The organism is Tessaracoccus sp. MC1679, assembly GCF_014164775.1.
Classification (GTDB): Bacteria; Actinomycetota; Actinomycetes; order Propionibacteriales; family Propionibacteriaceae; genus Arachnia.
The window spans coordinates 183,239-204,387 of sequence record NZ_JACJGB010000006.1 but is presented as its reverse complement, the minus strand read 5'-3'; the positions used below and the strand labels follow the sequence as shown (position 1 = coordinate 204,387).

Here is a 21,149-nt window from a genome sequence, read left to right as displayed (position 1 = left end):
TCTACGTGCGGGTGAATCAGCCGTCGAAGCGCAGGGAGGCCAGCGCGTGCTCGACCTCCCGCTGGTTCTCCTCATGGTCGATGGTGGCGCACGAGACGTACACCGCGAACCGGTCCTTGTCGCCGGTGGGCACCAGGATGACGTCGACGACGTCGCCCTCGATGCCCTGATGGCGCTGGTTGCCGACGAAGATGTTGGAGGTGAGCCGCCAGCCGATCCGGTCCGAGACGACGTAGTCCTCGTTGATGAGGATCTCGCGGCGCTCGAAGCCGAAGAACATGCCCGAGGAGGCCATACACGTGACGAACTGCTCCGCGGCCGTGCTCATCACCGGCGAGAAGCCGTCCGATACGCGGATGTAGCCGACGTTGACGTTGCTGATCCAGCCGGTGGCGATGTCGCGGATCATCCCGTTGGACTCGTACAGCCACTCGATCCAGGCCCCGGACTGGTACCAGTCAGAGCCCGACGGCGGCTCGATGGAGAGCCCGCCACCGTGGAGGCGGCCGTCGCGGAGGTCGCTGCGGGGGGATTCGCCGGTGATGGGGCAGTCGATCGGCTGCCCGAATCCCGTCTCGACGGGGGTGGGGCTGGGCGTCTCCGTGGGGACGAGCTCGTTCCACTGGGTGCCTGAGGGGCGGGCGGACCTGTTGTCCTCGGGCGTGGCCGCGAACGGATTGGCGCCTCGGGGCACGAGGATGATGGCCGCGACCACGGCGGCGACCACCAGCAGCGCGATCACCACCCACAGACCCGTGCCAGGCCCTTGGCGCACGGGCCCGGCCTGCATCCAGCGCTGACCGTCCCAGTAGCGCCGTCCGTGGGGCGCAGTCGGGTCCGCGTACCAGCCGGGCTCTGCCATAGGGCCAATAGTAGATGGTGGCCCCGGACGGGCCCAGTGGCGCCAAGGGCGCTGGCAAGCGCCGGGACCCACGCTCGGAATCACGACCTCTGACGCGGTTCGTCATGCGCTTGAAACAAAGTGCGGGCAGACTGGGGCCATGGATAGGCAGACTGAATTCGTCCTGCGCTCTATGGAAGAGCGGGGGATCCGGTTCGTCAGACTCTGGTTCACCGACGTGTTGGGCTCCCTCAAGTCCGTCGCCATCGCGCCCGCCGAGGTGGAGGGCGCCATCTCCGAAGGCGTGGGGTTCGACGGGTCGGCCATCGAGGGCTTCGCGCGCGTCTTCGAGTCCGACATGGTGGCGCACCCGGACCCGTCGACGTATCAGGTGCTGCCCTGGCGCCAGGCCGGCCGTTCCACGGCGCGGATGCTGTGCGACATCAAGCTGCCCGACGGCTCCCCGAGCTTCGCGGACCCCCGCTACGTGCTCAAGCGCGCCCTGCAGAAGGCCGGGCAGATGGGCTTCACGTTCTACATCCATCCCGAGATCGAGTTCTTCCTCCTCCGGTCGCTGACGCCGCCGGTGCCGCTGGACGACGGCGGCTACTTCGATCACACCACGCTCGGCGACGGCACGGATTTCCGCCGCGACGCCATCACGATGCTGGAGCAGATGGGCATCTCGGTGGAGTTCAGCCACCACGAGGCCGCCCCCGGGCAGCATGAGATCGACCTGCGCTACGCCGACGCGCTCACCATGGCGGACAACGTGATGACCTTCCGCGTGGTGATCCGGGAGGTGGCCGTCAGTCAGGGGATCCACGCCTCGTTCATGCCGAAGCCGTTCTCCGAACACCCCGGCTCGGGCATGCACACCCACATGTCGCTGTTCGAGGGCGACACCAACGCCTTCTACGACGCCTCGGACGAGTACAACCTGTCCAAGACCGCCAAGCAGTTCATCGCCGGCCTCATGCGGCACGCCCCGGAGATCACGGCGGTGACCAACCAGTGGGTCAACTCCTACAAGCGCCTCGTCGGCGGCGGCGAGGCCCCCTCGTACGCCTGCTGGGGGCGGGCCAACCGCTCGGCCCTCATCCGGATCCCGCAGTTCACCCCCGGCAAGACCTCGTCGGCGCGCATCGAGTACCGCGCCGTCGACGCGGCGGTCAACCCGTATCTCGCCTACGCAGTGCTGCTCAACGCCGGCCTCAAGGGCATCGAGGAGGAGTACGAGCTCCCCGAGGAGACCGAGGACGAGGTGTGGCGCCTCACGGACCGTGAGCGTCAGGCCATCGGCATCCGTGAGCTCCCGCACAACCTCGACGAGGCACTCCGGCTGATGGAGGAGAGCGAGCTGGTGGCCGAGACCCTCGGCGAGCACGTCTTCGAGTACTTCCTGCGCAACAAGCACGAGGAGTTCTCGGCCTACCGCAAGCAGGTCACGCCCTGGGAGCTGGAGCGCCACATCCGCGTCATGTGAGGGCCTTCACCGCACCAGCGGGAAAGCGCGGGCAGCCTCGCCGGCGTGCACGCCGGAGGCGCTGAGCGTCGCCCCGGACCAGTCGAGGCGCCCGACGGCGAGGCCCACGAAGGTCTCCGGCGTCATCTCCACGACGTTGGGCGGGGTGCCGCGCGTGTGCCTCGGCCCGGCGTCGAACCCGATCTGAACCGCCGCGAACGGCGGCACCCGCACCTCGATGGACGCCCCCGGATGCCGCTCACCGAGGAGGGCGCACCCGGCCCGGCACACCGCGGCGGTGAGCTCCCGGTCCAGGAGCCCCGGGAGCTTCGCGGCGCGCAGGAGGAGCCCGGTGAGGTCCGGGCGACGGCGGGCGAGCTCTGCGTCGATCGCGGCGTCGTCGCTCAGGTGGGCCCGCAACGCGGCGACGACCTTCGGGGTGGGCTTGAACATGATCGGCCCAGGATAGTGGCGGCGCGCCGTGGGACCCGCGGGGCCGGGCCGGCGTCGATAGTCTGAGCCGGTGACCAGGTACCAGTCGCAGATCGGCGAGTTCGCCCGACGCGGGTTCGACTCCGCCACCGCGAGCGCCCGCGTCTGGGACCGCTGGCGGGAGCGGGTGCAAGGCGACCCGCCCGTCGACCTCGCCGTCTTCGAGCCGGTCGCGGACCGCGACCTCGCCCTCGACGCCCTGGAGCGCATCTCAGAATCCGCCCCGGAGCTCTTCGCCCGGATGGTCGCTGACGACGGCTGGCTCCGGCGGATCGTGGCCGTGCTCGGCGGATCCTCCGTGCTGGCCCAGACCCTGGTGCGTCACCCGGAGGAGGCAGAGGCGCTCCGGGAGGAGCCCCGCGCACGCGGACGCGAGGGGTGGCACGCCTTCTTCGCCGGACGCGTCGGACTGGTCGACGGCGTCGCCCAGGGCAACCCGGACTCCCTGCGCCTCGCGGACCGGGTGGCGCTGATCGAGATCGCGGCCCGCGACCTCACCGCCCCGGACCCGATCGCCGTCGCCGACGACGTGGCCCGCGAGCTCGCCCATGTGGCCGACGCCGTGCTGGAGATGTCACTGGCGCACGCCCGGGCCGAGGTCCCCGGCTGGCGCTCCGCGCGCCTGGCGGTCATCGCGCTCGGCAAGACCGGCGCGCAGGAGCTCAACTACATCTCCGACGTCGACGTGCTCTATGTGGCCGAGCCCGCGGAGGGGGCCACCGTCGAGGAGGCGATGGCCGCGGCCACCAAGCTGGCGGCCGCGCAGGCGCGGCTCTGCTCGGCGCACACCGCCGAGGGCACCATCTGGCAGGTCGACGCCGCGCTCCGGCCCGAGGGGAAGGCCGGTCCGCTGGTGCGCACCCTGGCCAGCTGCCGGACCTACTACGAGAAGTGGGCCAAGAACTGGGAGTTCCAGGCCATGCTCAAGGCGCGCCCCGCGGCCGGGGACCTCGAGCTCGGCCAGGGCTTCGTGGACATGGTGTGGCCCATGGTGTGGCAGGCAGGGGAGCGGCCGGAGTTCCTCGCCGAGGTGCGCAGCATGCGCGAGCGGGTGATCTCCCTGATCCCAGCCAAGCAGGCCGACAAGGAGATCAAGCTGGGCTCCGGCGGCCTCCGCGACACCGAGTTCTCCGTGCAGCTGCTCCAACTGGTCCACGGCCGGGCCGACGAGCGGCTCCGCGTCCGCGGCACCTTCACCGGGCTCAAGGCGCTGGTGGGCAGCGGCTACATCGGCCGCACCGACGGCGCTGAGATGGCAGACGCCTACCGCTTCCAGCGCGTGCTCGAGCACCGCGTCCAGCTGAGGCGGCTCAGGCGCACGCACCTGGTGCCCGACGAGGAGCTGGCGCTGCGGCACGTCGCCCGCTCCCTGGGACTCACCGCAGACGAGCTGACCAGGCAGTGGCGCGAGTCCACGCGCCGCGTCCGGCGCCTCCAGCAGCGGATCTTCTTCTCCCCGCTGCTCGATGCCGTCAGCCACCTCCCCACCGACGGCCTCAAGCTGACCCCCGACGCGGCCATGACGCGCATGCGGGCGCTGGGATTCGCCGACCCGCGGGCCGCGCTCGGCCACATCCAGGCGCTCACCCGGGGGACCGACCGCGGCGCCGAGATCCAGCGGCAGCTGATGCCCGCGATGCTTGAGTGGTTCGCCGAGGGCCCCAACCCGGACTTCGGGCTGCTGTCGTTCAGGCAGCTGTCGGAGGCGCTGGGCACCACGTCCTGGTACCTGCGGACGCTGCGCGACGAGGGTTTCATGGCGCACCGGCTGGCGCGCATCGCGTCCTCGAGCCGGTACGTGGTCAACCTGCTCAAGCGCGCCCCCCACCACATCCACATGCTGGCCGGCAACGACGAGCTGCGCCCGCGCGCCATCGAGGAGCTGACCGAGGCCATGACGCGGGCCGCCAGCCGGCAGGAGGACCTCGACAAGGCCATCGCCTCAGTTCGGGCGCTGCGCCGCGCGGAGCTGTGCCGGATCGCCCTCAGTGATGTGTTGGGCGACGCCGACCTGGCGACGGTGGGGGTGGCGCTGAGCGACCTGGCGTCGGCCACCATCGACGCGGGGCTCGTGCTGGCCCGACGTCGCATCGAAGCCCCGCAGGTGGGGGTCATCGCGGTGGGCCGGTGGGGCGGAAGCGAGATGTCCTACTCCTCGGACGCTGACTGCATCTTTGTGGTTCCCGACGGCGTCGAGGGGGAGAACCTCACCCGCGCCACCGAGCTGGTCCGCCTGGCCTCCGACATCATCGGGAAGCCTGGGCCGGACCCGGGGCTCGTCGTCGACACGGACCTCAGACCCGAGGGCAAGGGCGGACCGCAGGTGAGAACCGTGTCGTCGTATGCCGCCTACTACGCCAAATGGGCCTCGACCTGGGAGGCGCAGATGCTGCTGCGCGCCCGGCCAGGTGCCGGAGACCGCGCCCTCGCCGAGCAGGTGCTGTCCGCGCTGGACGGCTTCCGGTATCCCGTCGGTGGGCTCCGACCCGAGCAGGTCACCGACATCCGCAAGCTGAAGTCCCGGATGGAGACCGAACGCATCCCCAAGGGTGTGCCGCGGGAGCGGCACCTCAAGCTCGGCCCCGGTGGCCTCTCGGACGTGGAGTGGACAATTCAGCTGCTCCAGCTGCAGCACGCGTACGCCCACCCGGGGCTCCGCACCACCTCCACCCTCGGCGCGCTGCGCCTCCTGGCCCGGTTGGAGCTGCTGGAGCAGCCTCAGGCCGAGCGCCTGGAGCAGGCGTGGGTGAGGGCGAGCCGGCTGCGGGACGCGGTGATGCTTGTGCGCGGCCGCGCCAGCGACGCACTGCCCGCAGACGTGCGCGAGCTGGCCGCCGTCTCGGTCCTCCTGGGCTACGGCCCCAGGGCGGCCTCTCAGCTGGTCGACGACACCCGCCGGCTGCTACGCCGCGCCTCGGACGTGGTGGACGCCGTCTTCTGGGAGAGCTGAGCCCGAGACCGGCGGCGGTGTGCCGGTTCTCCGGTGCTACCATCTGTGCAAACGTGTTCCGGGGTCGGTGTAAGTCCGAACCGGCGGTGATAGTCCGCGACCCCCGAGGCCCATCAGGGCCGAAGGGTTGACTCGGTGAAATTCCGAGACCGACAGTCAAAGTCTGGATGGGAGGAACACGCGTGCGCGACGGCGTGCGCACTTTCGTGCGCGCATTCAGCCGTCGTGCCTGCGCGTACCCCGGGACCTGAGACGAAGGACCGGGACGATGACCATCCAGGAGCGGCGACGGGCGCGCACCCTCGCGCATCTCGGCGTGTGGTCCGCTTACCCTGCCCGCACCCGGCCCGCAGCGGGGCGGCGGCGGACGACGCTCGTCTCCTTCGCGCTGGTGGGCCTGCTGTGGTGGGCTGTCACCGCCACCGGTCTCGTCGCCCCCGTCTATCTGCCCAACCCCGTCGACGTGGTGGCGCGGATGGTGACCCAGGCCACCACCGGCGTGGCCTGGCGCTACCTCGCCCCCACCCTGGGAGCCGCCCTGCTCGGCGCGTTCATGGCCATCGCCGTGGCGATCCCGCTCGGCGTGGTGATCACCCACTCGCGGCTCCTGGCCGCCGTCGTCGAGCCGTTCGTCGCCATCTCGCAGACCATTCCGCTCGTGGCCATCGCGCCGCTGCTGGTGCTGTGGATCGGCTACGGCACCGTGCCCATCGCGGTGCTGTGCGCCATCATCGCGTTCTTCCCGATGATCACCACCACGGTGGTGGGACTCCGATCCCTCGACATGCGGGTGGTCGAGAACGCGCTGCTCGACGGCGCCAGCGCCTGGCAGCGGCTGATCCACGTCGAGGGACCGATGGCGGCCCCCGCCATCCTCGCCGGCGTCCGCGGCGGCGTGGTCCTCACCATGACCGGCGCAGTCGTCGGGGAACTCGTCATGGGCGGCGCCGGACTGGGCACGCTCCTCACCCTCACCAGGGAGGCGGCGGACACAGCGGGCCTGTTCGCCGTCGTCGCCTGGATCAGCCTCACCTCACTGACCCTGCACGGCCTCGTCCTCGTCGCTGAACGCGCCGCGGTCGCCAGACTCCAAGGAGAAACCACATGATCACCCGACGATCCCTCGTCCTCGGCGGCTTCGCCGTGGCCGGCGCAGCCGGCCTCGCCGCCTGCTCCTCCCAGCCCGAAGCCACCCCCACACCTACCGCAAGCGGCAGCATGCTCGCCAACGGCACGCTCACCGTGGGCCTCACCTACATTCCCAACGTGCAGTTCAGCGCCTTCTACCTGGGTGTGGCGCAGGGCATCTTCGCCAAGCACGGGTTGGACGTGACGCTGCGTCACCACGGGCAGCAGGAGGACGTGTTCGGCGCCGTCCTGGCCCGCGAGGAGCACGTCGTGTTCGCCTCCGCCGACGAGGCGATGGTGGCGGCCGCCAACGGGCAGGACCTGCGCACGTTCGCCACCAGCTACCAGACCTACCCGCTTGAGGTGATGGGAGGCGCCGGGCTGGGGCTGTCGGCCGACGACGGGCTGACCGTGCTCGCCGGCCGCAGCCTCGGCATCCCCGGCCACTTCGGCTCCAGCTACTACGCTGCTCTGGCCGCCATGCACGAAGCCGGCCTCACCGAGGCCGACGTCAAGCTGATGGACATCGGCTACACGCAGCTCAGCGCGTTGGCCGCCCGCCAGGTGGACTTCATCATGGGATTCCGCAACAACGAACTGGTGCAGCTGCAGGCCCAGGGCGAGCCCGTGATCTCGATCCCGATCTCGGACCCGGCGTCGCCGCGGCTGGTGGGGCCGAGCCTGGTCACCGTCGGCACCGAGGTGCCCGACGACGTGCTCGCGGCGGTCGCGGCGGGGATGCGCGAGGCGCAGGAGGCGGTCATCGCGGACCCGGAGGCGGCGCTGGATGCCACCGCCGAGCAGGTGCCTGCCCTGGCGGACCCCGCCCAGCGGGAGTCGGCGGCCCGGGTGCTGGAGGCCACGACGGGGCTGTGGACCAGGGACGGGGAGGTGGACGTGTCGCTGGATGTCGCGGCGTTCGGCCGGATGGCGGAGTTCCTCGTCGAGGTGGGCGTGATCGAGCAGGCCCCGGCGAACCCTTACATCGACCTCGCCTGATTGTTCTCTTTCCACCTGCCTACGGTGCGCGGAGACGTGAGCCGCTGCCCGGGCAGCCCCTGGTGGTTGGCCCGCATCGGCACCTGCCTGTCGCGCTGGGGCTGGGTGGTTGAGGGCTGCCCGGGCAGCGTCTCCCGGCTCCGCGCTGGTCCCGATGTGGCGTTGTCACCTTCGGGCGTGTGCCGGCAGGGCGGCCCCGGTGCGGGTCTGCCTGGGCGGGACGCCAGTTCGGCGATCGTCGGGGTGGGCATCACTGCGCCGTGCCGCCCTGCCGTCACCCTCCCTTGTGGGGACGCATCGGCCGTGTCTCAATCGGTCCCTGAGGAGGTCGGCGTCGCGGAGCGACCGTCGGCCGTCGCAATCGGTCCCTGAGGAGGTCGGCGTCGCGGAGCGACCGTCGGCCGTCTCGAAGGGTTGTGTGGTGACCTTTGAGCGAGACTGGGTTGTCAGGTTGCGATTCGACCCTTCGAGACGCCCACGCGCCTTCGGCGGGTCGACTCCTCAGGGAACGATGGTCAGAGCTCGACGAGGGTGCGGCCGTGGCGCCGCCCGGCGAGCAGGTCCTCGCCGGCCGCGATCACACCGTCGAGCCCGATCCGGGTGGTCATGGAGTCCAGCAGGTCCGTGTCGACCCCCCGCGACAGCACACGCCAGGCGTCGGCGCGGTCCTCCACGTCCGCCCACACAGAGTCGATCCCCGCCAACGTCACTCCGCGGAGGATGAACGGCAGCACGGTGGCCGGCAGCTCGGAGGAGCCCGCCAACCCGCAGGCCGCGACCACGCCGTGAGGCTGAGTCTGCGCGATGGCATTGGCCAGGATCTGGCCACCCACCGAGTCGATCACGCCCACGTAGGTGGCCTTCTGGAGCGGCCGCCCCGGCGTGGCGAGCTCGTCCCTGGCCACGATCGTGTCCGCGCCCAGCTCCCGGAGGTAGCCGCCGAACTCGTCGGGGCGCCCCGTCGACGCCGCGACATCGAAGCCGGCCGACGCCAGCAGCATCGTCGCGATCGACCCCACGCCCCCCGTCGCACCCGTCACGAGCACCGGACCGTCGGAGGGTGAGGCACCCTCCATCACCAGCCGCAGCACCGCCAGCGCCGCCGTGTAGCCGGCGGTGCCGAGGGCCGCGGCGCGCTCCGGGGTGAGGCCGTCCGGCACGCGGACCGCGAGCTCGGCGTCCGCCCTGGCCAGGGTGGCGTACCCTCCGTGCCTGGTCTCGGACAGGCCGGCGCCGTTGAGGATCAGCCACTCTCCCGGGGCCCAGCGCTCGTCGGGCGATTCGACGACGCGGCCCACCATGTCCACACCGGCGATCAGCGGCCGCTGACGCACCACGCCCGGCCGCCCGGTGACGGCCAGGGCGTCCTTGTAGTTGAGGTCCGAGTACACCACCTCGACGAGGACGCCCTCGTCGCCCAGCAGCTCCTCGCAGCCCTCTTCGAGGGCCACACCGTCGTCCCGCACCACGATTCCACGCATGGCCATCACCCTAGTGGTCCCGGACGGCCGCGGTCAGTCGAGCTTGGCGTGCGCGGCCTGGTCGGCTTTCAGCTTTGCCGGCCACCAGACGGCGGGGCCGATGTCATAGGCCAGCGCCGGCACCAGCAGGGTCCGCACGAGGAAGGTGTCGATGAGGACGCCGAACGCGACGATGAACGCAAGCTGGATGAGGAACAGGATGGGCAGGACGGCGAGGGCGGCGAAGGTGGCGGCCAGCACCAGGCCCGCCGAGGTGATCACGCCACCGGTGACGGCCAGGCCCCGCTTGATGCCCTCGCGGGTGCCGTGGATCATCGACTCCTCGCGGACCCTTGTCATGAGGAAGATGTTGTAGTCGATCCCCAGCGCCACCAGGAACACGAACCCGTACAGCGGCACCGACGGGTCGGCACCCGGCAGGTCCAGGACGTGGTTGAACACGAGCGCGGCGGTGCCCAGCGCGGTGCCGAAGGACAGCACCGTGGTGAGGATCAGCACCACGGGCGCCAGGATGCTGCGCAGCAGCAGGATGAGGATCAGCAGGATCACCACCAGCACCAGAGGGATGATGACGTTGCGGTCGCGGATGGAGGTGTCGCGGGTGTCGATGTTGGTGGCCGTCTCGCCGCCGATCTGGGCGGCGCCGTCGAGGTCCAGCCGGAGGGCGCGAACCGTGTCCGACGCGGCGTCGCTGTCGGCCGCGTCCGTCAGAGTGGCGAGCAGCAGGACCTGACCGTCGCTGACGGACGGTGCCGGGGCCGGGGTTCCGGGCGGGCCCAGCGGCTGGATGCCTTCGGACGTCACCGGCGCGGTGCCGGCGGGCGAGTCGGCGGCGATCACGGAGACCGAGTCCACGCCGTCGTTGGCCAGAAGCAGGTCGGTCACCTCCTGGAGCCGGGATTCGTCGGTCAGGACGCGGGCGGGGCTGCCCGACCCGGCGGGGAAGTGCTCGGCGAGCGCGACCTGGCCGTCGCGGGCCTCGGAGGCTCCGAGCACGAACTCGCTCGGGGGGACGCCGTCGGCCTTGAGCGTGGGCACGAACGCGGCGCCGGCTGCCAGCGCGATCGCGCACGCGATCCACACGGTCCGGGGACGCCGCGACACCAGCCCTGCCGCCTTCGCGTAGATGCCCGTGGTCATCTGGGTGTCGTCGCCGCGGTTGGGGTCGAAGCGGGGGCGGCGTGGCCAGTAGGAGGCGCGGCCCATGAGGAACAGCATGCTCGGCAGCAGCGTGAGGGCGCCGAGCATCGCGAACACGATGCCGATGGCCGCGACGGGGCCGAGCGAGCGGCTGGAGCCCAGATCGCTCAGCAGCAGGCACATGAGGCCGGCGATGACCGTGCCGCCGGAGGCCAGCACCGGCTCGATGACCCCCTTGAGCGCGGTCCGGGTGGCGTCGGCCTTCGACGCGCGCCGCTTCAGCTCCTCGGCGTAGCGCGCGGTGTAGAGCAGCGAGTAGTCGGTGGCCGCGCCGATGACGAGGATGAACAGGATGCCCTGCGTCTGTCCGGTCAGGGTGACGATGCCCGCCTTGGCCAGCCACCAGTTGACCAGCAGCGCGACGGCGAGGGCGGAGATGCTCGTGAGCAGCACCGCGAACGGCAGGATGAGCGAGCGGTAGACCACCAGCAGGATCACCAGCACCACGGCAAGGGCGACGACCAGCAGCAGCCCGTCGATGCCGCTGAAGGCCTCGGTGATGTCCGCGGTGAACCCCGCGGGGCCTGTGACGTAGGGGGTGACGCCGTCGGGGAGCCCCTCGGCGAAGTCCTCGCGGAGGAGCGTGACGACCTCGGCGATCTCGCCGTCGGAGTCCACGCCGGCGAAGACCTGCGCGGCCTTGCCGTCCTCGGACGGGATGAGGGGGGAGACCTCCTCCACCCCCTCGACGTCGGCCAGCGCCGCGGCTCGCTCGCCCAGCTCGGTGAGCGTCTCTGGCGTCAGGGCCTCGTCGGAGGTGAACAGGACGATGGCGGGGATGGTGGAGCTGTCCACGAAGTCCAGGTAGCGCTCGCTGACGATCGTGGCCTCCGCGCTGGTGGGGAGGAACGTCGACTGGTCGTTGGTGGCCACCTCCTCGATGCGGCCGAAGTAGGGTCCGCCCACAGCGGCGCCGACGAGCCAGATCAGGATGAGGGCAACGGGGATCGCGATGCGCGCGAGACGGGTCTTGGACACGCGCTCAGCCTAGGGTCGCGGGGCGGGGGAGTGGAGTGTCGCGGGGTCGGCCGAACGGTTGATGTCGAGTGTGAGAAGAGGCCGTGGCGTGTCCCGCTCGGCTGCGGGCTGCCATGTCTTCCTCGTCAAGGACCCAGACACCCCACGGGGATGACATGGACACCGTCATCGCGACGTCCCGCAGCGCCAGTGCTGGTGATGACCCCGAGTGCGGCCGGCTCGCCGTGACGGTCCCTGTCGACATTGGCTGCGAAACGCAACAACGACGCAGCTGCTGCGTCGACGTCGCGTGGATTCAGCTTGACTTCGAAGGCCGCCCACTTGTTGTCGCGGATCGAGACGATGGCATCGACGTCGTTGCCGTTGGAGTCCCGCCAGGACTCAACCGTGCCGCGGTGCGGCTGGGCGAAGATTCGGAGGTCACGAATGGCAAGGGCTTCGAAGTGGAACCCGGTGGCCCGCGGATCGGCGCGCAGTTCAGCCGAGCCGATGCCAAGTGCCGCCGGACCGAGTGAGGGGTCGACGAAGTAGCGGACGGGAGCCGCGCGAAGTCGTGTCCGAGAGCGCATGTGGGGTCGCCACGCTTCGGAGTCGTCGATGAGGCGGAGTCGCTCAAGTGCGTCGATGTAGCCCGTGATCGTCTCGTGCGCGATCGGTCCGGCGTCGCCGCCCACGTCCCTCGCCAACTCGGACAGCTTCACAGGTTGACCCACACTGCGGGCCAGTGAGGCTAACAGCCTCCGCAGGTTGCGCGGATTCCTACGTGGCCCCATGGCAGGGATGTCCGTTTCGACGATCTGGTCAAGGTATCCGTTCAGCCAGGAACGAGCATCCTCCTCGGCCCAGTCGATGATCTCGGGCCAGCCACCGACGACGATTCTCTTGAGCAGGTCCGTGAATGTCAGGTGTGTGCCCACGCCGGGTTGCCTCTCCCCTGACAGGAGTGCGGCGAACGAGACGGACCCGTTGGAGTGTCCCGACTCGAACAGGCTCATGGGGCGCATCCTCAGGACTGCGAAGCGTCCCGCGCCTGAGTGGCGGCTTGCGTCATCCCGGGGGCGCGATGATCCAGTGAGGATGAACTCCCCCTTGGCATGACGGTCGTCGACCTGACGACGGACGCGGTTCCAGATGGTGGGCTCAAGTTGCCACTCGTCGAAGAGGATCGGCGGCTCGCCCGTGAACAGCGCATCAGGATCCAAGGAGACTTGGGCGCGAGCGGTGTCGTCCTTGTCGAACTGGATCACCGTCCTGGCGACCTGGGAGGCGGTTTCGGTCTTGCCGCAGGCTTTCGGGCCCTCTATGAGGATGGCCCCCAACGCCCGTCGCAGGTGGGCGAGTTCGCCGTCAGCGACGCGTGGTCTGTAGCTGCACATGAGTCCAGTCTAGCTTTTGCCTAGAATGAACTCTTAAAATCGCATATGCTGAAACAGCAATCCTGCATGGATTGAATCCAATATATGCATCACCTTCTGCATCCGAGCGTGAATGGCAGAGGCCCCCGACCCTGCGGTGCAGGACGGGGGCCACTCTCAAGGGGCTACGGATCAGAGCGCGTAGTACAGCTCGAACTCGTGCGGGTGCGGGCGCATCGCGATGGCCTGGATCTCGGCTCGCTTGAGCTCGATCCACGTCTCGATCAGGTCCGGGGTGAACACGTCACCGGCGAGCAGGAACTCGTGATCAGCCTCGAGGGCGTCCAGCACCGCGCCGAGCGAGGCGGGCACCGTCGGAACCTGGGCGTGCTCGTCGGGGGGCAGCTCGTAGAGATCCTTGTCGATCGGGGCCATCGGCTCGATCCGGTTCTGGATGCCGTCGATGCCGGCCAGCAGCATGGCGGCGAATGCCAGGTACGGGTTCGAGGACGGGTCCGGGCAGCGGAACTCGATGCGCTTGGCCTTCGGGTTGGAGCCCGTGATCGGGATGCGGATGCAGGCCGAGCGGTTGCGCTGCGAGTAGACCAGGTTGACCGGGGCCTCGAAGCCGGGGACCAGGCGGTGGAACGAGTTCACCGACGGGTTGGTGAAGGCGAGCAGCGCGGGGGCGTGCTTGAGGAGGCCGCCGATGTAGTAGCGGGCCATGTCCGAGAGCCCGGCATAGCCGTTCTCGTCGTAGAACAGGGGCACGCCCTCGTTCCAGATGGACTGGTGGCAGTGCATGCCGGAGCCGTTGTCGCCGAAGATGGGCTTCGGCATGAACGTGGCCGTCTTGCCGGCGGCCCACGCGGTGTTCTTGACGAGGTACTTGAACTTCATCACGTCGTCGGCAGACTTCAGCAGCGTGTCGAAGCGCCAGTTGATCTCGGCCTGGCCGGCGGTGCCCACCTCGTGGTGCGCGCGCTCAACCTCGAGGCCTGCGGCCTCCATGTGGCGGACGATGTCGTCGCGGAGGTCGCCGAAGTGGTCGACGGGCGCCACGGGGAAGTAGCCGCCCTTGTACTTGACCTTGTAGCCGCGGTTGCCGCCGTCCTCGAGGCGCCCGGTGTTCCAGGCGCCGGCCTCGGAGTCGATGTGGTAGTACGACGAGTTGGCCGTGGTCTCGAAGCGGATGTCGTCGAACACGTAGAACTCGGCCTCGGGCGCGAAGAAGGCGGTGTCACCGATGCCGGTGGAGGCCAGGTACGCCTGCGCCTTCCGCGCGATGTTGCGCGGGTCGCGGGAGTAGGGCTCCTTCGTCAGCGGGTCGTGGACGAAGAAGTTGACGTTGAGGGTCTTCGACTTGCGGAAGGGATCCACGTAGGCGGTGGTGGGGTCCGGCAGCAGCGACATGTCCGATTCGTGGATCTTCTGGAAGCCCGTGATGGACGAGCCGTCGAAGTTGAGTCCCTCCTCGAACACCTCAGGGCCGAACGAGCCGGCAGGAACGGTGAAGTGCTGCATGACCCCGGGAATGTCGCAGAAGCGGACGTCGATGGTCTCGATGCCTTCTTCCTTGACGTAAGCCAGCAGGTCGTCTGCGCCTTGGAACATGGGCGGATCTTTCCTCACGTGTCGGGATGTCTTGAATGAGACCATACGGGGAAAAACTTGTCCGTCAGTTGCCGATGAGTAACAGCGCTGTTACAGCTTTTCCGGAACTGAGGGCCGTCAGCGGGTCTGGCGGGGCATCGACGCCGCGGCGATCACCAGCATCCCGATCACCAGAGCGGCCAGCAGCGCGATGCCCACCCACGTGCTGGAGGCCACCTCGGCGTTGCCGGTCACATCGAGGACCGCCTCGGCGGCCCACGTCATGGGCAGGACGCGCGCGACCGCCGCCAGCGCGTCGGGCATCAGATCGACGGGGGCGAAGAGCCCGGACAGGAAGATCTGGGGCCCGATGAACATCGGCATGAACTGCACCGCCTGAAACTCGGTGCGGGCGTAGGCGCTGGCCAGCAGCCCGAAGGACACCCCGACGAGGGCGTCGAGCAGGGTGATCACCAGCAGCACCCAGAGGGGACCCTCGATGTCCACGCCGAACACGCCCAGCACGAACGTGGCCAGCAGCGAGGCCTGGGCCACGCCGAGCACGCCGAACACCAGCCCGTAGGAGGCCAGCAGATTCCAGCGGCTCAGCGGCGTCGTGAGCAGCCGCTCCAGGGTTCCGGTGGTGCGCTCGCGCAGCATGGCGATGGAGGTGACCAGGAACATCAGCATCATCGGCAGCACGGCCAGCATCGTCGGCCCGATCGTGTCGAACGCCGTCGGCGCCCCGGGCGGGGTGGGGAGGTCGATCATCACGTAGTACAGGAGCGAGATGAACACGATGGGCAGCACCATCACCAGGCCGATGGTGCGCGGGTCCGCGTGCAGTTGGGCCAGGATCCGGGCGACGGTGGCCAACGGTGCCACGCGGCTGCGCGGGGCCGCGTGCCGAGGGCCGTTCACGCCGCGACCTCGCGTCGGACCAGCGCCAGGAACGCGGCCTCGGGGGTCGCGGCGCTGCTGGCGGCCATCAGTTCGTCCATGTGCCCGCTGGCGAGGAAGTGGCCCTCGCGCATGAGCAGGACCGAGTCGCAGCGGGTGGCCTCGTCCATGACGTGGCTGGACACCAGCAGGGTGGTCCCGGAGGAGGCGAGCATCCGGAAGTGCTCCCACAGCGATTCCCGCGTCAGCGGGTCGAGGCCGACGGTGGGCTCGTCCAGGATCAGCACCTCCGGCTTCCCGACGAGGGCGCAGGCCAGGGACGCGCGGCTGGCCTCGCCCCCGGAGAGGGTCTCGACGCGCCTGGCGGCCAGGTGTGACAGCTCCACGTAGGCGATCGCGTCGTCGGCGGCCTCGTCGGGGGCGCCGTGGAGGCGGGCGAAGAGGAGGACGTTGGCGCGCACGGAGATGTCGCGGTAGATGCTCAGCGACTGGCTGGTGTACGAGACGCGACGGCGCAGCTGCGGGTCACCGGCAGGCAGCCCCAACAGGTTCAGCGTGCCGGAGGTGATCTTCTGGACGCCCACCATGGCGCGCATCAAGGTGGTCTTCCCGCAGCCGGAGGGACCGAAGAGGCCGGTGACCGAGCCGGGGGCAAGGGTCAGGTCCAGCCCGTGCAGGATCTCGTTCCTGGCGCGATGGACGACGAGGCCGCGGGCCTCCGCGGCGGGATGTGCCATGGCCCGGAATCTACTCCCGCGCCGGCGGCCGCGGCGTCCGGGGCGGAACGACGCGCCGACGCCCCGCCCCTGGGTGGAGGACGGGGCGCGAGGTGCGGGTCAGGCGCTGAACTGGGGTTCGGCGTCGTAGGTCGCCTGATCGAGGATGCCCTCGCGCTTGCCCACGACTGCGGCCACCAGCGCCTGGCCGGTGACGTTGAGCGCCGTTCGGCCCATGTCGACGATGGGCTCCACTGCCAGCAGGAGGCCGACCCCGGCCAGCGGCAGGCCCAGGGTGGACAGCGTCAGTGTGAGCATCACCGTCGCGCCCGTGGTGCCGGCTGTGGCCGACGACCCAAGCACCGCGACGAACGCGATCAGCAGGTAGTGGGTGACGCCCAGGTCGATGCCGTAGAACTGGGCCACGAAGATCGAGGCCAGCGCAGGGAAGACCGCGGCGCAGCCGTCCATCTTGGTGGTTGCGCCCAGCGGCACCGCGAAGCTCGCGTACTGGCGCGCGACGCCCAGGTTCCTCTCCACCACCTGCTCGGTGACCGGCATGGTGCCCATCGACGAACGGGTCACGAAGCCCAGGGAGATCGCGGGCCAGACGTTGCGGTAGAACTGACGCACGCTCAGGCCGTGAGCCTTGAGGATGGCGGGGTAGACCACCGCCCACACGATGATGAGCCCGATGTAGAGCGCCACCACGAACGAGCCGAGCGAGGCGAGAGAGGTCCAGCCGTAGGTGGCGACAGCCTTGCCGATCAGCGCCGCGGTGCCGATGGGCGCCAACCGAATGATCCACCAGAGGACCTTCTGGATGACCGAGAGGGCGGATTCCATGAACCCGACCAGCGGGGCGGCCTTGTCGCCCACCTTCAGCGCGGCGACGCCGAACAGGATTGAGATCAGGAGGACCTGGAGGACCGAGAAGTTGGCGGCTGCGGTGAAGCCCGCCTCGGGGTCGCCGGAGATGCGGACGCCGAGGCCGAGGAAGTTGTTGGGGATCAGCCCGAGGAGGAACGCCGACCATGAGCCCACGCGGCTCGGCTCGGCGGCCGCCTCCCCGTTGACGCCGGCGGTCAGCCAGGGCGCGGAGAGGAGCCCCACCGCGATGCCGACAACCACGCTGGCGAAAGCCGTGATGGCGAACCAGACGAGCGTCTGGACGGCCAGCCGTGCGGCGTTGGCCACCTCACGGAGTCGGGAGATGGAGGAGATGACGGCGGTCACGACGAGCGGGACCACCAGGAGCGTGAGCAGGCTGACGTAGGCGTTGCCCACCTCGGAGAGGAGCGTGGCCAGCCAGTTGCGTTCCTCGCCGTCGGGGCCGATGGCCACGGCGATCAGGCCGAGAACCAGGCCGACGATGAGGCCGACGACGATCTGGAAGCCGAGGTTGGTGTAGAAGGGTTTGCGTGGCTGCGGCGTCGCCTCGAGGGCGCGCTCAGACGTGGCTGTTGACATGAAGGGAATTCCTTTGCTGGGGGTGTGGCGGGTTGGCGCTGCGCGTTCAGCGACAGCTGCCGACCTGGACGCGGCAGAGGTCCACCCACAGGCGGACGACGAGCAAAGGCATGGGCTCACCCTCCCACGCCCACCGGGTGGGGACCAACCTCGTTCGCCGAGGGCAGACCCGGCGGTCGCTGCTAGGCTGCCGCCCGTGACGACGACCCCCGCTGAGTACCCCGGCTCAACCCTCGGGCTTCCGGAGTCCGGCGCAGGGTCGCTGGCGTCGTGGCGGGCGCGGGTGGCGGCCATGATCGGGGACTGGGCGGCGAGCATGATCGTGGCGATCGGCCTTTTCGGGATGGATGTGATGACCGGCTACCAGGGGGAGTCGTTCCTGATCCTGGCCGTCTACTTCGTGGAGGCCAGCGTGCTGACCGCCCTGGCCGGCGGATCATTCGGGCAGCTGATCGCGCGGATCGGGATCACGCGCCTGGACGGGCAGCCGCTCGGGTGGTGGCGCCCGGTGGCGCGGACCGCGATGAAGTGCATGGTGGTGCCTGCGATCGTGGTGGGCGCCGAGCGCCGGGCGCTCACGGACCTGCTGCTGGGCACCGTGGTGGTCAACCGCCGCTGATCCGCGGGTTCACCGTCGGCCCCACTCCCACGTCGGACGGCTGAGCAGTCCCTGGCCTTCGACCATCGTCTCCCCGAGATCCTTGCCGAGCTCCACCACCTCGAGGTGCTCAGCGGGGACGGCCTCGGTGAGCTGCTCCAACAGCGGCCGGGAGTGCGTCACCACCACGAGCTGCGCGTCGACGGCGGCGCGGGCGATCAGCCGGGCCAGGGGAGAGATCAGGCTGGGGTGGAGGCTGTTCTCCGGCTCGTTGATGGCCATCAGTGGCGGCCGGCTGGGTGCCAGGAGCGCCGCGAGCCACATCAGGTAGCGCAGGGTGCCGTCGGAGAGTTCGGCGCCCCGGAGGGGGCGCAGCATTCCGGGCTGCTGGAGGGTGAGGTCGAACACGCCGTCGCGCACCTCGATCCCCGCCCTGCTGCCGGGGAACGCGTCCTCGACCGACTCGTGCAGGGGCTCCTTCCCCCGCTCGATGATGGTCTGAAGCGCCGCGGCCACGTCCGAGCCGTCGGAGGCCAGCGCCCAGGTGCGGGTGCCGACGCGGGGCTGCCTGGCCGGGGCGTCGGCGTCGGTGCGGAGAGCGTCGTAGAAGCGCCAGGCGGCGAGGTCGTCGCGGAGTGGGCGCAGCTCGGGCACGTCCGCCAGCATCGACGCGTGGGTGGGGAGGTGGAAGGGCAACTCGGTCCAGGGGCCGTCGTCGCGGATCATGACCCCGGCCCGAAGGCGCTTGGCCACCATGGTGCCGGGCCGCATGACGGGCCCGGCCCAGGCCGATTCGCGCTTGATCTCGGGGTCGCGGTCGAAGGCCGACCGGCCGGGGACGGGCAGCCCGAGGTCGATGAGGTAGGACAGCGCATCGGAGCCGATGCCGAGCCGCAGCGACACCGGCCCTGCGCGCCTGGTCCCCTCGACGGCGTGGCCCCGGCGCGCCCCCGCCAACGATTCGGGGCCCGCCCACAGCGCTGAGCTGAGGCCGCCTTCGCGGGCGAGCGAGCCGACGGCGTCCCCGAGTGCACAGCCGGCGAGCAGCCGGAGCGCGCGGTAGAGGCTGGACTTCCCGGAGCCGTTGGCGCCGGTGACGACGGTGACGCGCCCCAGGGGGACGATGACGTCGCGCAGCGACCGGTATCCGGCGACGGCGAGGGTGCGATACATGCCCGCCACCCTAGGCGGCTCCCCCGACGCTTTTCAGGGCCGGACGGGTGGGTCAGTCGGCCGTCTCGAGCCAGGCTTCCTCGAGGCGCTCGTGCCGGGCCTCCGCGTCGCGCAGTTCGGCGTCCAGGGCCGCCAACCGCGAGAAGTCCGTCCCGGCCTTGGCCATGTCCGCGTGCAGCCGTTCGATCAACGCCGCAGCCTTCTCCAACTGTCCCTCGATCCGGGCCAGGTCCTTCTTCTTCTGGCGCTCCGCCGCAGCGTCCGACGGCGACCCGGGCGTAGCCTGTCCGGCTGTCGGGGCGGGGGCCTTGGCCCTCGCGCGACGCTCCAGGTACTCCTCGACCCCACCCGGCAGCAGCGCGCACGATCCGTCGCCCAGCAGGGCGTAGGTGTAGTCGGTGATCCGCTCGAGGAAGTAGCGGTCGTGGCTGACCACGATCAGGGTGCCGGGCCAACTGTCGAGGTAGTCCTCGATGATGGTGAGGGTGTCGATGTCCAGGTCGTTGGTGGGCTCGTCGAGGATCATCACGTTGGGCTCGGTGAGAAGGAGACGGAGGAACTGCAGCCTGCGGCGCTCGCCACCGCTGAGGTCCCCGATCCGTGCCACCAGCTTGTCCCCGGTGAACCCGAACTCCTCCAGCAGCGACGACGCGGTGGCCTCGCGCCCGGTGGCGAGCTTCGTCTCCTCCTTGAGGCGCTTGACCGAATCGAGGACCCGGTCCGCGTCGTCCAGCTCACCGACCGTCTGCGACAGGAAGCCCAACCGCAGCGTCTTGCCGCGCTTGACCTTGCCACTGTCCGGCTCCCGGAACCCCGCGAGCAGATCCAGGAGCGTGGTCTTCCCGGCGCCGTTGACGCCCACCAGCCCGATCCGGTCCCCGGGCCCGATCGACCACGTCAACTTGTCCAGCAGCGTCCGGTCCGGGATGGCGTAGGTGACGTTGATGAGGTCGAACACGTCCTTGCCCAGGCGCGTCACGGCGAACTGCTGCAGCGCCAGCTTGTCGCGTGGCTCGGGCTCGTCGGCGATGAGCACGTTGGCTGCCTCGATGCGGAACTTCGGCTTCGACGTCCGGGCCGGGGCGCCGCGCCGGAGCCAGGCGAGCTCCTTGCGAGCGAGGTTCTTGCGCCGCGACTCGTTGGCGGCCGACTGCCGCTGCCGCTCGACCCTCGCCAGCACGTAGGCCGCGTAGCCGCCGTCGTAGCCGTCGACCACGCCGTCGTGGACCTCCCAGATGCGCGTGCAGACCGCGTCGAGGAACCACCTGTCGTGGCTGACTACCAGCATGGACAGCCCGGACCTGGTGCGGGCCTGCAGATGCGTGGCGAGGAACGCGATGGCCTCGACGTCGAGGTGGTTGGTGGGCTCGTCGAGCACGATGAGGTCGTGGTGGCCCAGTAGCACGGCCACCAGCCCCACCCGTCGGCGCTCGCCGCCGGACAGCGTGTCCAGCCGGCGGTCCAGCTCCATGTCCGCCAGCAGTGCCTCGACGACGGCGCGCTTCTCCGCGTTCGCCGCCCACACGTGATCCGGCTCCCCGTCGAGGATCCAGTCCCGTAGCGTCTGCGAGTCCTGCCCGACGGTGGCCTGCGTCAGCACACCGATGGAGGCGTTGCCGGTGACGGTGACCCGCCCGGAGTCCGGCTCCAGGTCTCCGGTGAGGATGCGTAGCAGGGTGGTCTTGCCATCTCCATTGCGGCCCACCACGCCGATCACCTCACCGGCGCCGACGCCGAGCGAGACGGAGTCCAACAGGATGCGCGTCCCGAAGCCGTGGGTGACGGATTCGAGGTTGACCAGGTTCGCCAC

16 protein-coding genes and 1 riboswitch are annotated in these 21,149 nt (G+C 70.1%); of the genes, 5 read left to right on the top strand and 11 right to left on the bottom strand.

What is annotated here, in order from left to right:
• Nucleotides 1-16: 16 nt before the first annotated feature.
• The gene (locus H5398_RS11550) at nt 17-862 is read right to left on the bottom strand and encodes a DUF2510 domain-containing protein (protein ID WP_182782428.1); all 846 of its coding nucleotides are present in this window, start codon (nt 860-862) and stop codon (nt 17-19) included.
• A 172-nt stretch (nt 863-1,034) separates the two neighbouring features.
• On the opposite strand from H5398_RS11550, the gene H5398_RS11545 reads away from it, so the two are divergent.
• Nucleotides 1,035-2,327 (top strand): glutamine synthetase family protein, encoded by a 1,293-nt coding sequence (locus tag H5398_RS11545; protein WP_182782515.1) that lies wholly within the window; start codon nt 1,035-1,037, stop codon nt 2,325-2,327.
• 6 nt (nt 2,328-2,333) lie between these two features.
• On the opposite strand, the gene H5398_RS11540 is transcribed toward H5398_RS11545, so the two are convergent.
• Entirely contained in the window at nt 2,334-2,759 is a 426-nt protein-coding gene (locus H5398_RS11540) for a sterol carrier family protein (RefSeq protein WP_182800110.1), read from the bottom strand.
• 70 nt (nt 2,760-2,829) lie between these two features.
• Here H5398_RS11540 and H5398_RS11535 point away from each other — a divergent pair, with 70 nt between their 5' ends.
• The 3 genes from H5398_RS11535 to H5398_RS11525 all read left to right on the top strand — a co-directional run bounded on the left by H5398_RS11535 (nt 2,830) and on the right by H5398_RS11525 (nt 7,875).
• Nucleotides 2,830-5,748: a bifunctional [glutamine synthetase] adenylyltransferase/[glutamine synthetase]-adenylyl-L-tyrosine phosphorylase gene (locus tag H5398_RS11535; protein ID WP_182800109.1), complete on the top strand. Its 2,919-nt coding sequence runs from the start codon at nt 2,830-2,832 to the stop codon at nt 5,746-5,748.
• A gap of 50 nt (nt 5,749-5,798) precedes the next feature.
• A riboswitch (FMN riboswitch) is annotated at nt 5,799-5,931 on the top strand.
• Between the two features lie 85 nt (nt 5,932-6,016).
• Complete coding sequence (locus H5398_RS11530) at nt 6,017-6,856, top strand: ABC transporter permease (RefSeq protein WP_182800108.1); 840 nt, start codon at nt 6,017-6,019, stop codon at nt 6,854-6,856.
• Nucleotides 6,853-7,875, top strand: coding sequence for an ABC transporter substrate-binding protein (locus H5398_RS11525; protein ID WP_182800107.1), 1,023 nt, complete (start codon nt 6,853-6,855; stop codon nt 7,873-7,875). The genes H5398_RS11530 and H5398_RS11525 overlap by 4 nt, the downstream gene beginning before the upstream one ends.
• Nucleotides 7,876-8,390: 515 nt before the next feature.
• Here H5398_RS11525 and H5398_RS11520 read toward each other — a convergent pair.
• The 7 genes from H5398_RS11520 to H5398_RS11490 form a co-directional block, all read right to left on the bottom strand.
• Nucleotides 8,391-9,356: an MDR family oxidoreductase gene (locus tag H5398_RS11520; RefSeq protein ID WP_182800106.1), complete on the bottom strand. Its 966-nt coding sequence runs from the start codon at nt 9,354-9,356 to the stop codon at nt 8,391-8,393.
• 33 nt (nt 9,357-9,389) lie between these two features.
• Complete coding sequence (locus H5398_RS11515; protein ID WP_370585714.1) at nt 9,390-11,534, bottom strand: MMPL family transporter; 2,145 nt, start codon at nt 11,532-11,534, stop codon at nt 9,390-9,392.
• Between the two features lie 125 nt (nt 11,535-11,659).
• On the bottom strand, nt 11,660-12,910 hold the full coding sequence (locus H5398_RS11510; RefSeq protein ID WP_182800105.1) for an ATP-binding protein: 1,251 nt from the start codon (nt 12,908-12,910) through the stop codon (nt 11,660-11,662).
• A gap of 171 nt (nt 12,911-13,081) precedes the next feature.
• Nucleotides 13,082-14,503: a type I glutamate--ammonia ligase gene (gene glnA, locus H5398_RS11505; RefSeq protein ID WP_182782435.1), complete on the bottom strand. Its 1,422-nt coding sequence runs from the start codon at nt 14,501-14,503 to the stop codon at nt 13,082-13,084.
• Nucleotides 14,504-14,620: 117 nt separating this feature from the next.
• Nucleotides 14,621-15,403, bottom strand: a complete 783-nt coding sequence (locus tag H5398_RS11500; protein ID WP_370586115.1) for an ABC transporter permease — start codon at nt 15,401-15,403, stop codon at nt 14,621-14,623.
• A complete protein-coding gene (locus H5398_RS11495; RefSeq protein WP_182800104.1) occupies nt 15,400-16,119 on the bottom strand; it encodes an ABC transporter ATP-binding protein in 720 nt (239 codons plus the stop codon). The genes H5398_RS11500 and H5398_RS11495 overlap by 4 nt, the downstream gene beginning before the upstream one ends.
• Before the next feature lie 99 nt (nt 16,120-16,218).
• Nucleotides 16,219-17,568 carry a dicarboxylate/amino acid:cation symporter gene (locus H5398_RS11490; protein WP_182800103.1) on the bottom strand — a complete coding sequence of 450 codons (1,350 nt, stop codon included), beginning with the start codon at nt 17,566-17,568 and terminating at the stop codon, nt 16,219-16,221.
• 196 nt (nt 17,569-17,764) lie between these two features.
• Between H5398_RS11490 and H5398_RS11485 the strand changes: the two genes are divergently transcribed.
• A complete protein-coding gene (locus H5398_RS11485; RefSeq protein ID WP_182782438.1) occupies nt 17,765-18,187 on the top strand; it encodes an RDD family protein in 423 nt (140 codons plus the stop codon).
• Nucleotides 18,188-18,196: 9 nt separating this feature from the next.
• Here H5398_RS11485 and H5398_RS11480 read toward each other — a convergent pair whose 3' ends face one another.
• Both H5398_RS11480 and H5398_RS11475 read right to left on the bottom strand, forming a co-directional pair.
• A complete protein-coding gene (locus H5398_RS11480; protein WP_182800102.1) occupies nt 18,197-19,339 on the bottom strand; it encodes an AAA family ATPase in 1,143 nt (380 codons plus the stop codon).
• 52 nt (nt 19,340-19,391) lie between these two features.
• Nucleotides 19,392-21,149: an ABC-F family ATP-binding cassette domain-containing protein gene (locus H5398_RS11475; RefSeq protein ID WP_182800101.1), complete on the bottom strand. Its 1,758-nt coding sequence runs from the start codon at nt 21,147-21,149 to the stop codon at nt 19,392-19,394.

Coding starts and splice junctions, on each gene's coding strand:
- H5398_RS11550 (WP_182782428.1), bottom strand. CDS start 862: ATGGCAGAGCCCGGCTGGTACGCGGACCCGACTGCGCCCCACGGACGG.
- H5398_RS11490 (WP_182800103.1), bottom strand. CDS start 17,568: ATGTCAACAGCCACGTCTGAGCGCGCCCTCGAGGCGACGCCGCAGCCA.
- H5398_RS11525 (WP_182800107.1), top strand. CDS start 6,853: ATGATCACCCGACGATCCCTCGTCCTCGGCGGCTTCGCCGTGGCCGGC.
- H5398_RS11495 (WP_182800104.1), bottom strand. CDS start 16,119: ATGGCACATCCCGCCGCGGAGGCCCGCGGCCTCGTCGTCCATCGCGCC.
- H5398_RS11510 (WP_182800105.1), bottom strand. CDS start 12,910: ATGTGCAGCTACAGACCACGCGTCGCTGACGGCGAACTCGCCCACCTG.
- H5398_RS11480 (WP_182800102.1), bottom strand. CDS start 19,339: ATGTATCGCACCCTCGCCGTCGCCGGATACCGGTCGCTGCGCGACGTC.
- glnA (WP_182782435.1), bottom strand. CDS start 14,503: ATGTTCCAAGGCGCAGACGACCTGCTGGCTTACGTCAAGGAAGAAGGC.
- H5398_RS11545 (WP_182782515.1), top strand. CDS start 1,035: ATGGAAGAGCGGGGGATCCGGTTCGTCAGACTCTGGTTCACCGACGTG.
- H5398_RS11530 (WP_182800108.1), top strand. CDS start 6,017: ATGACCATCCAGGAGCGGCGACGGGCGCGCACCCTCGCGCATCTCGGC.
- H5398_RS11520 (WP_182800106.1), bottom strand. CDS start 9,356: ATGCGTGGAATCGTGGTGCGGGACGACGGTGTGGCCCTCGAAGAGGGC.
- H5398_RS11540 (WP_182800110.1), bottom strand. CDS start 2,759: ATGTTCAAGCCCACCCCGAAGGTCGTCGCCGCGTTGCGGGCCCACCTG.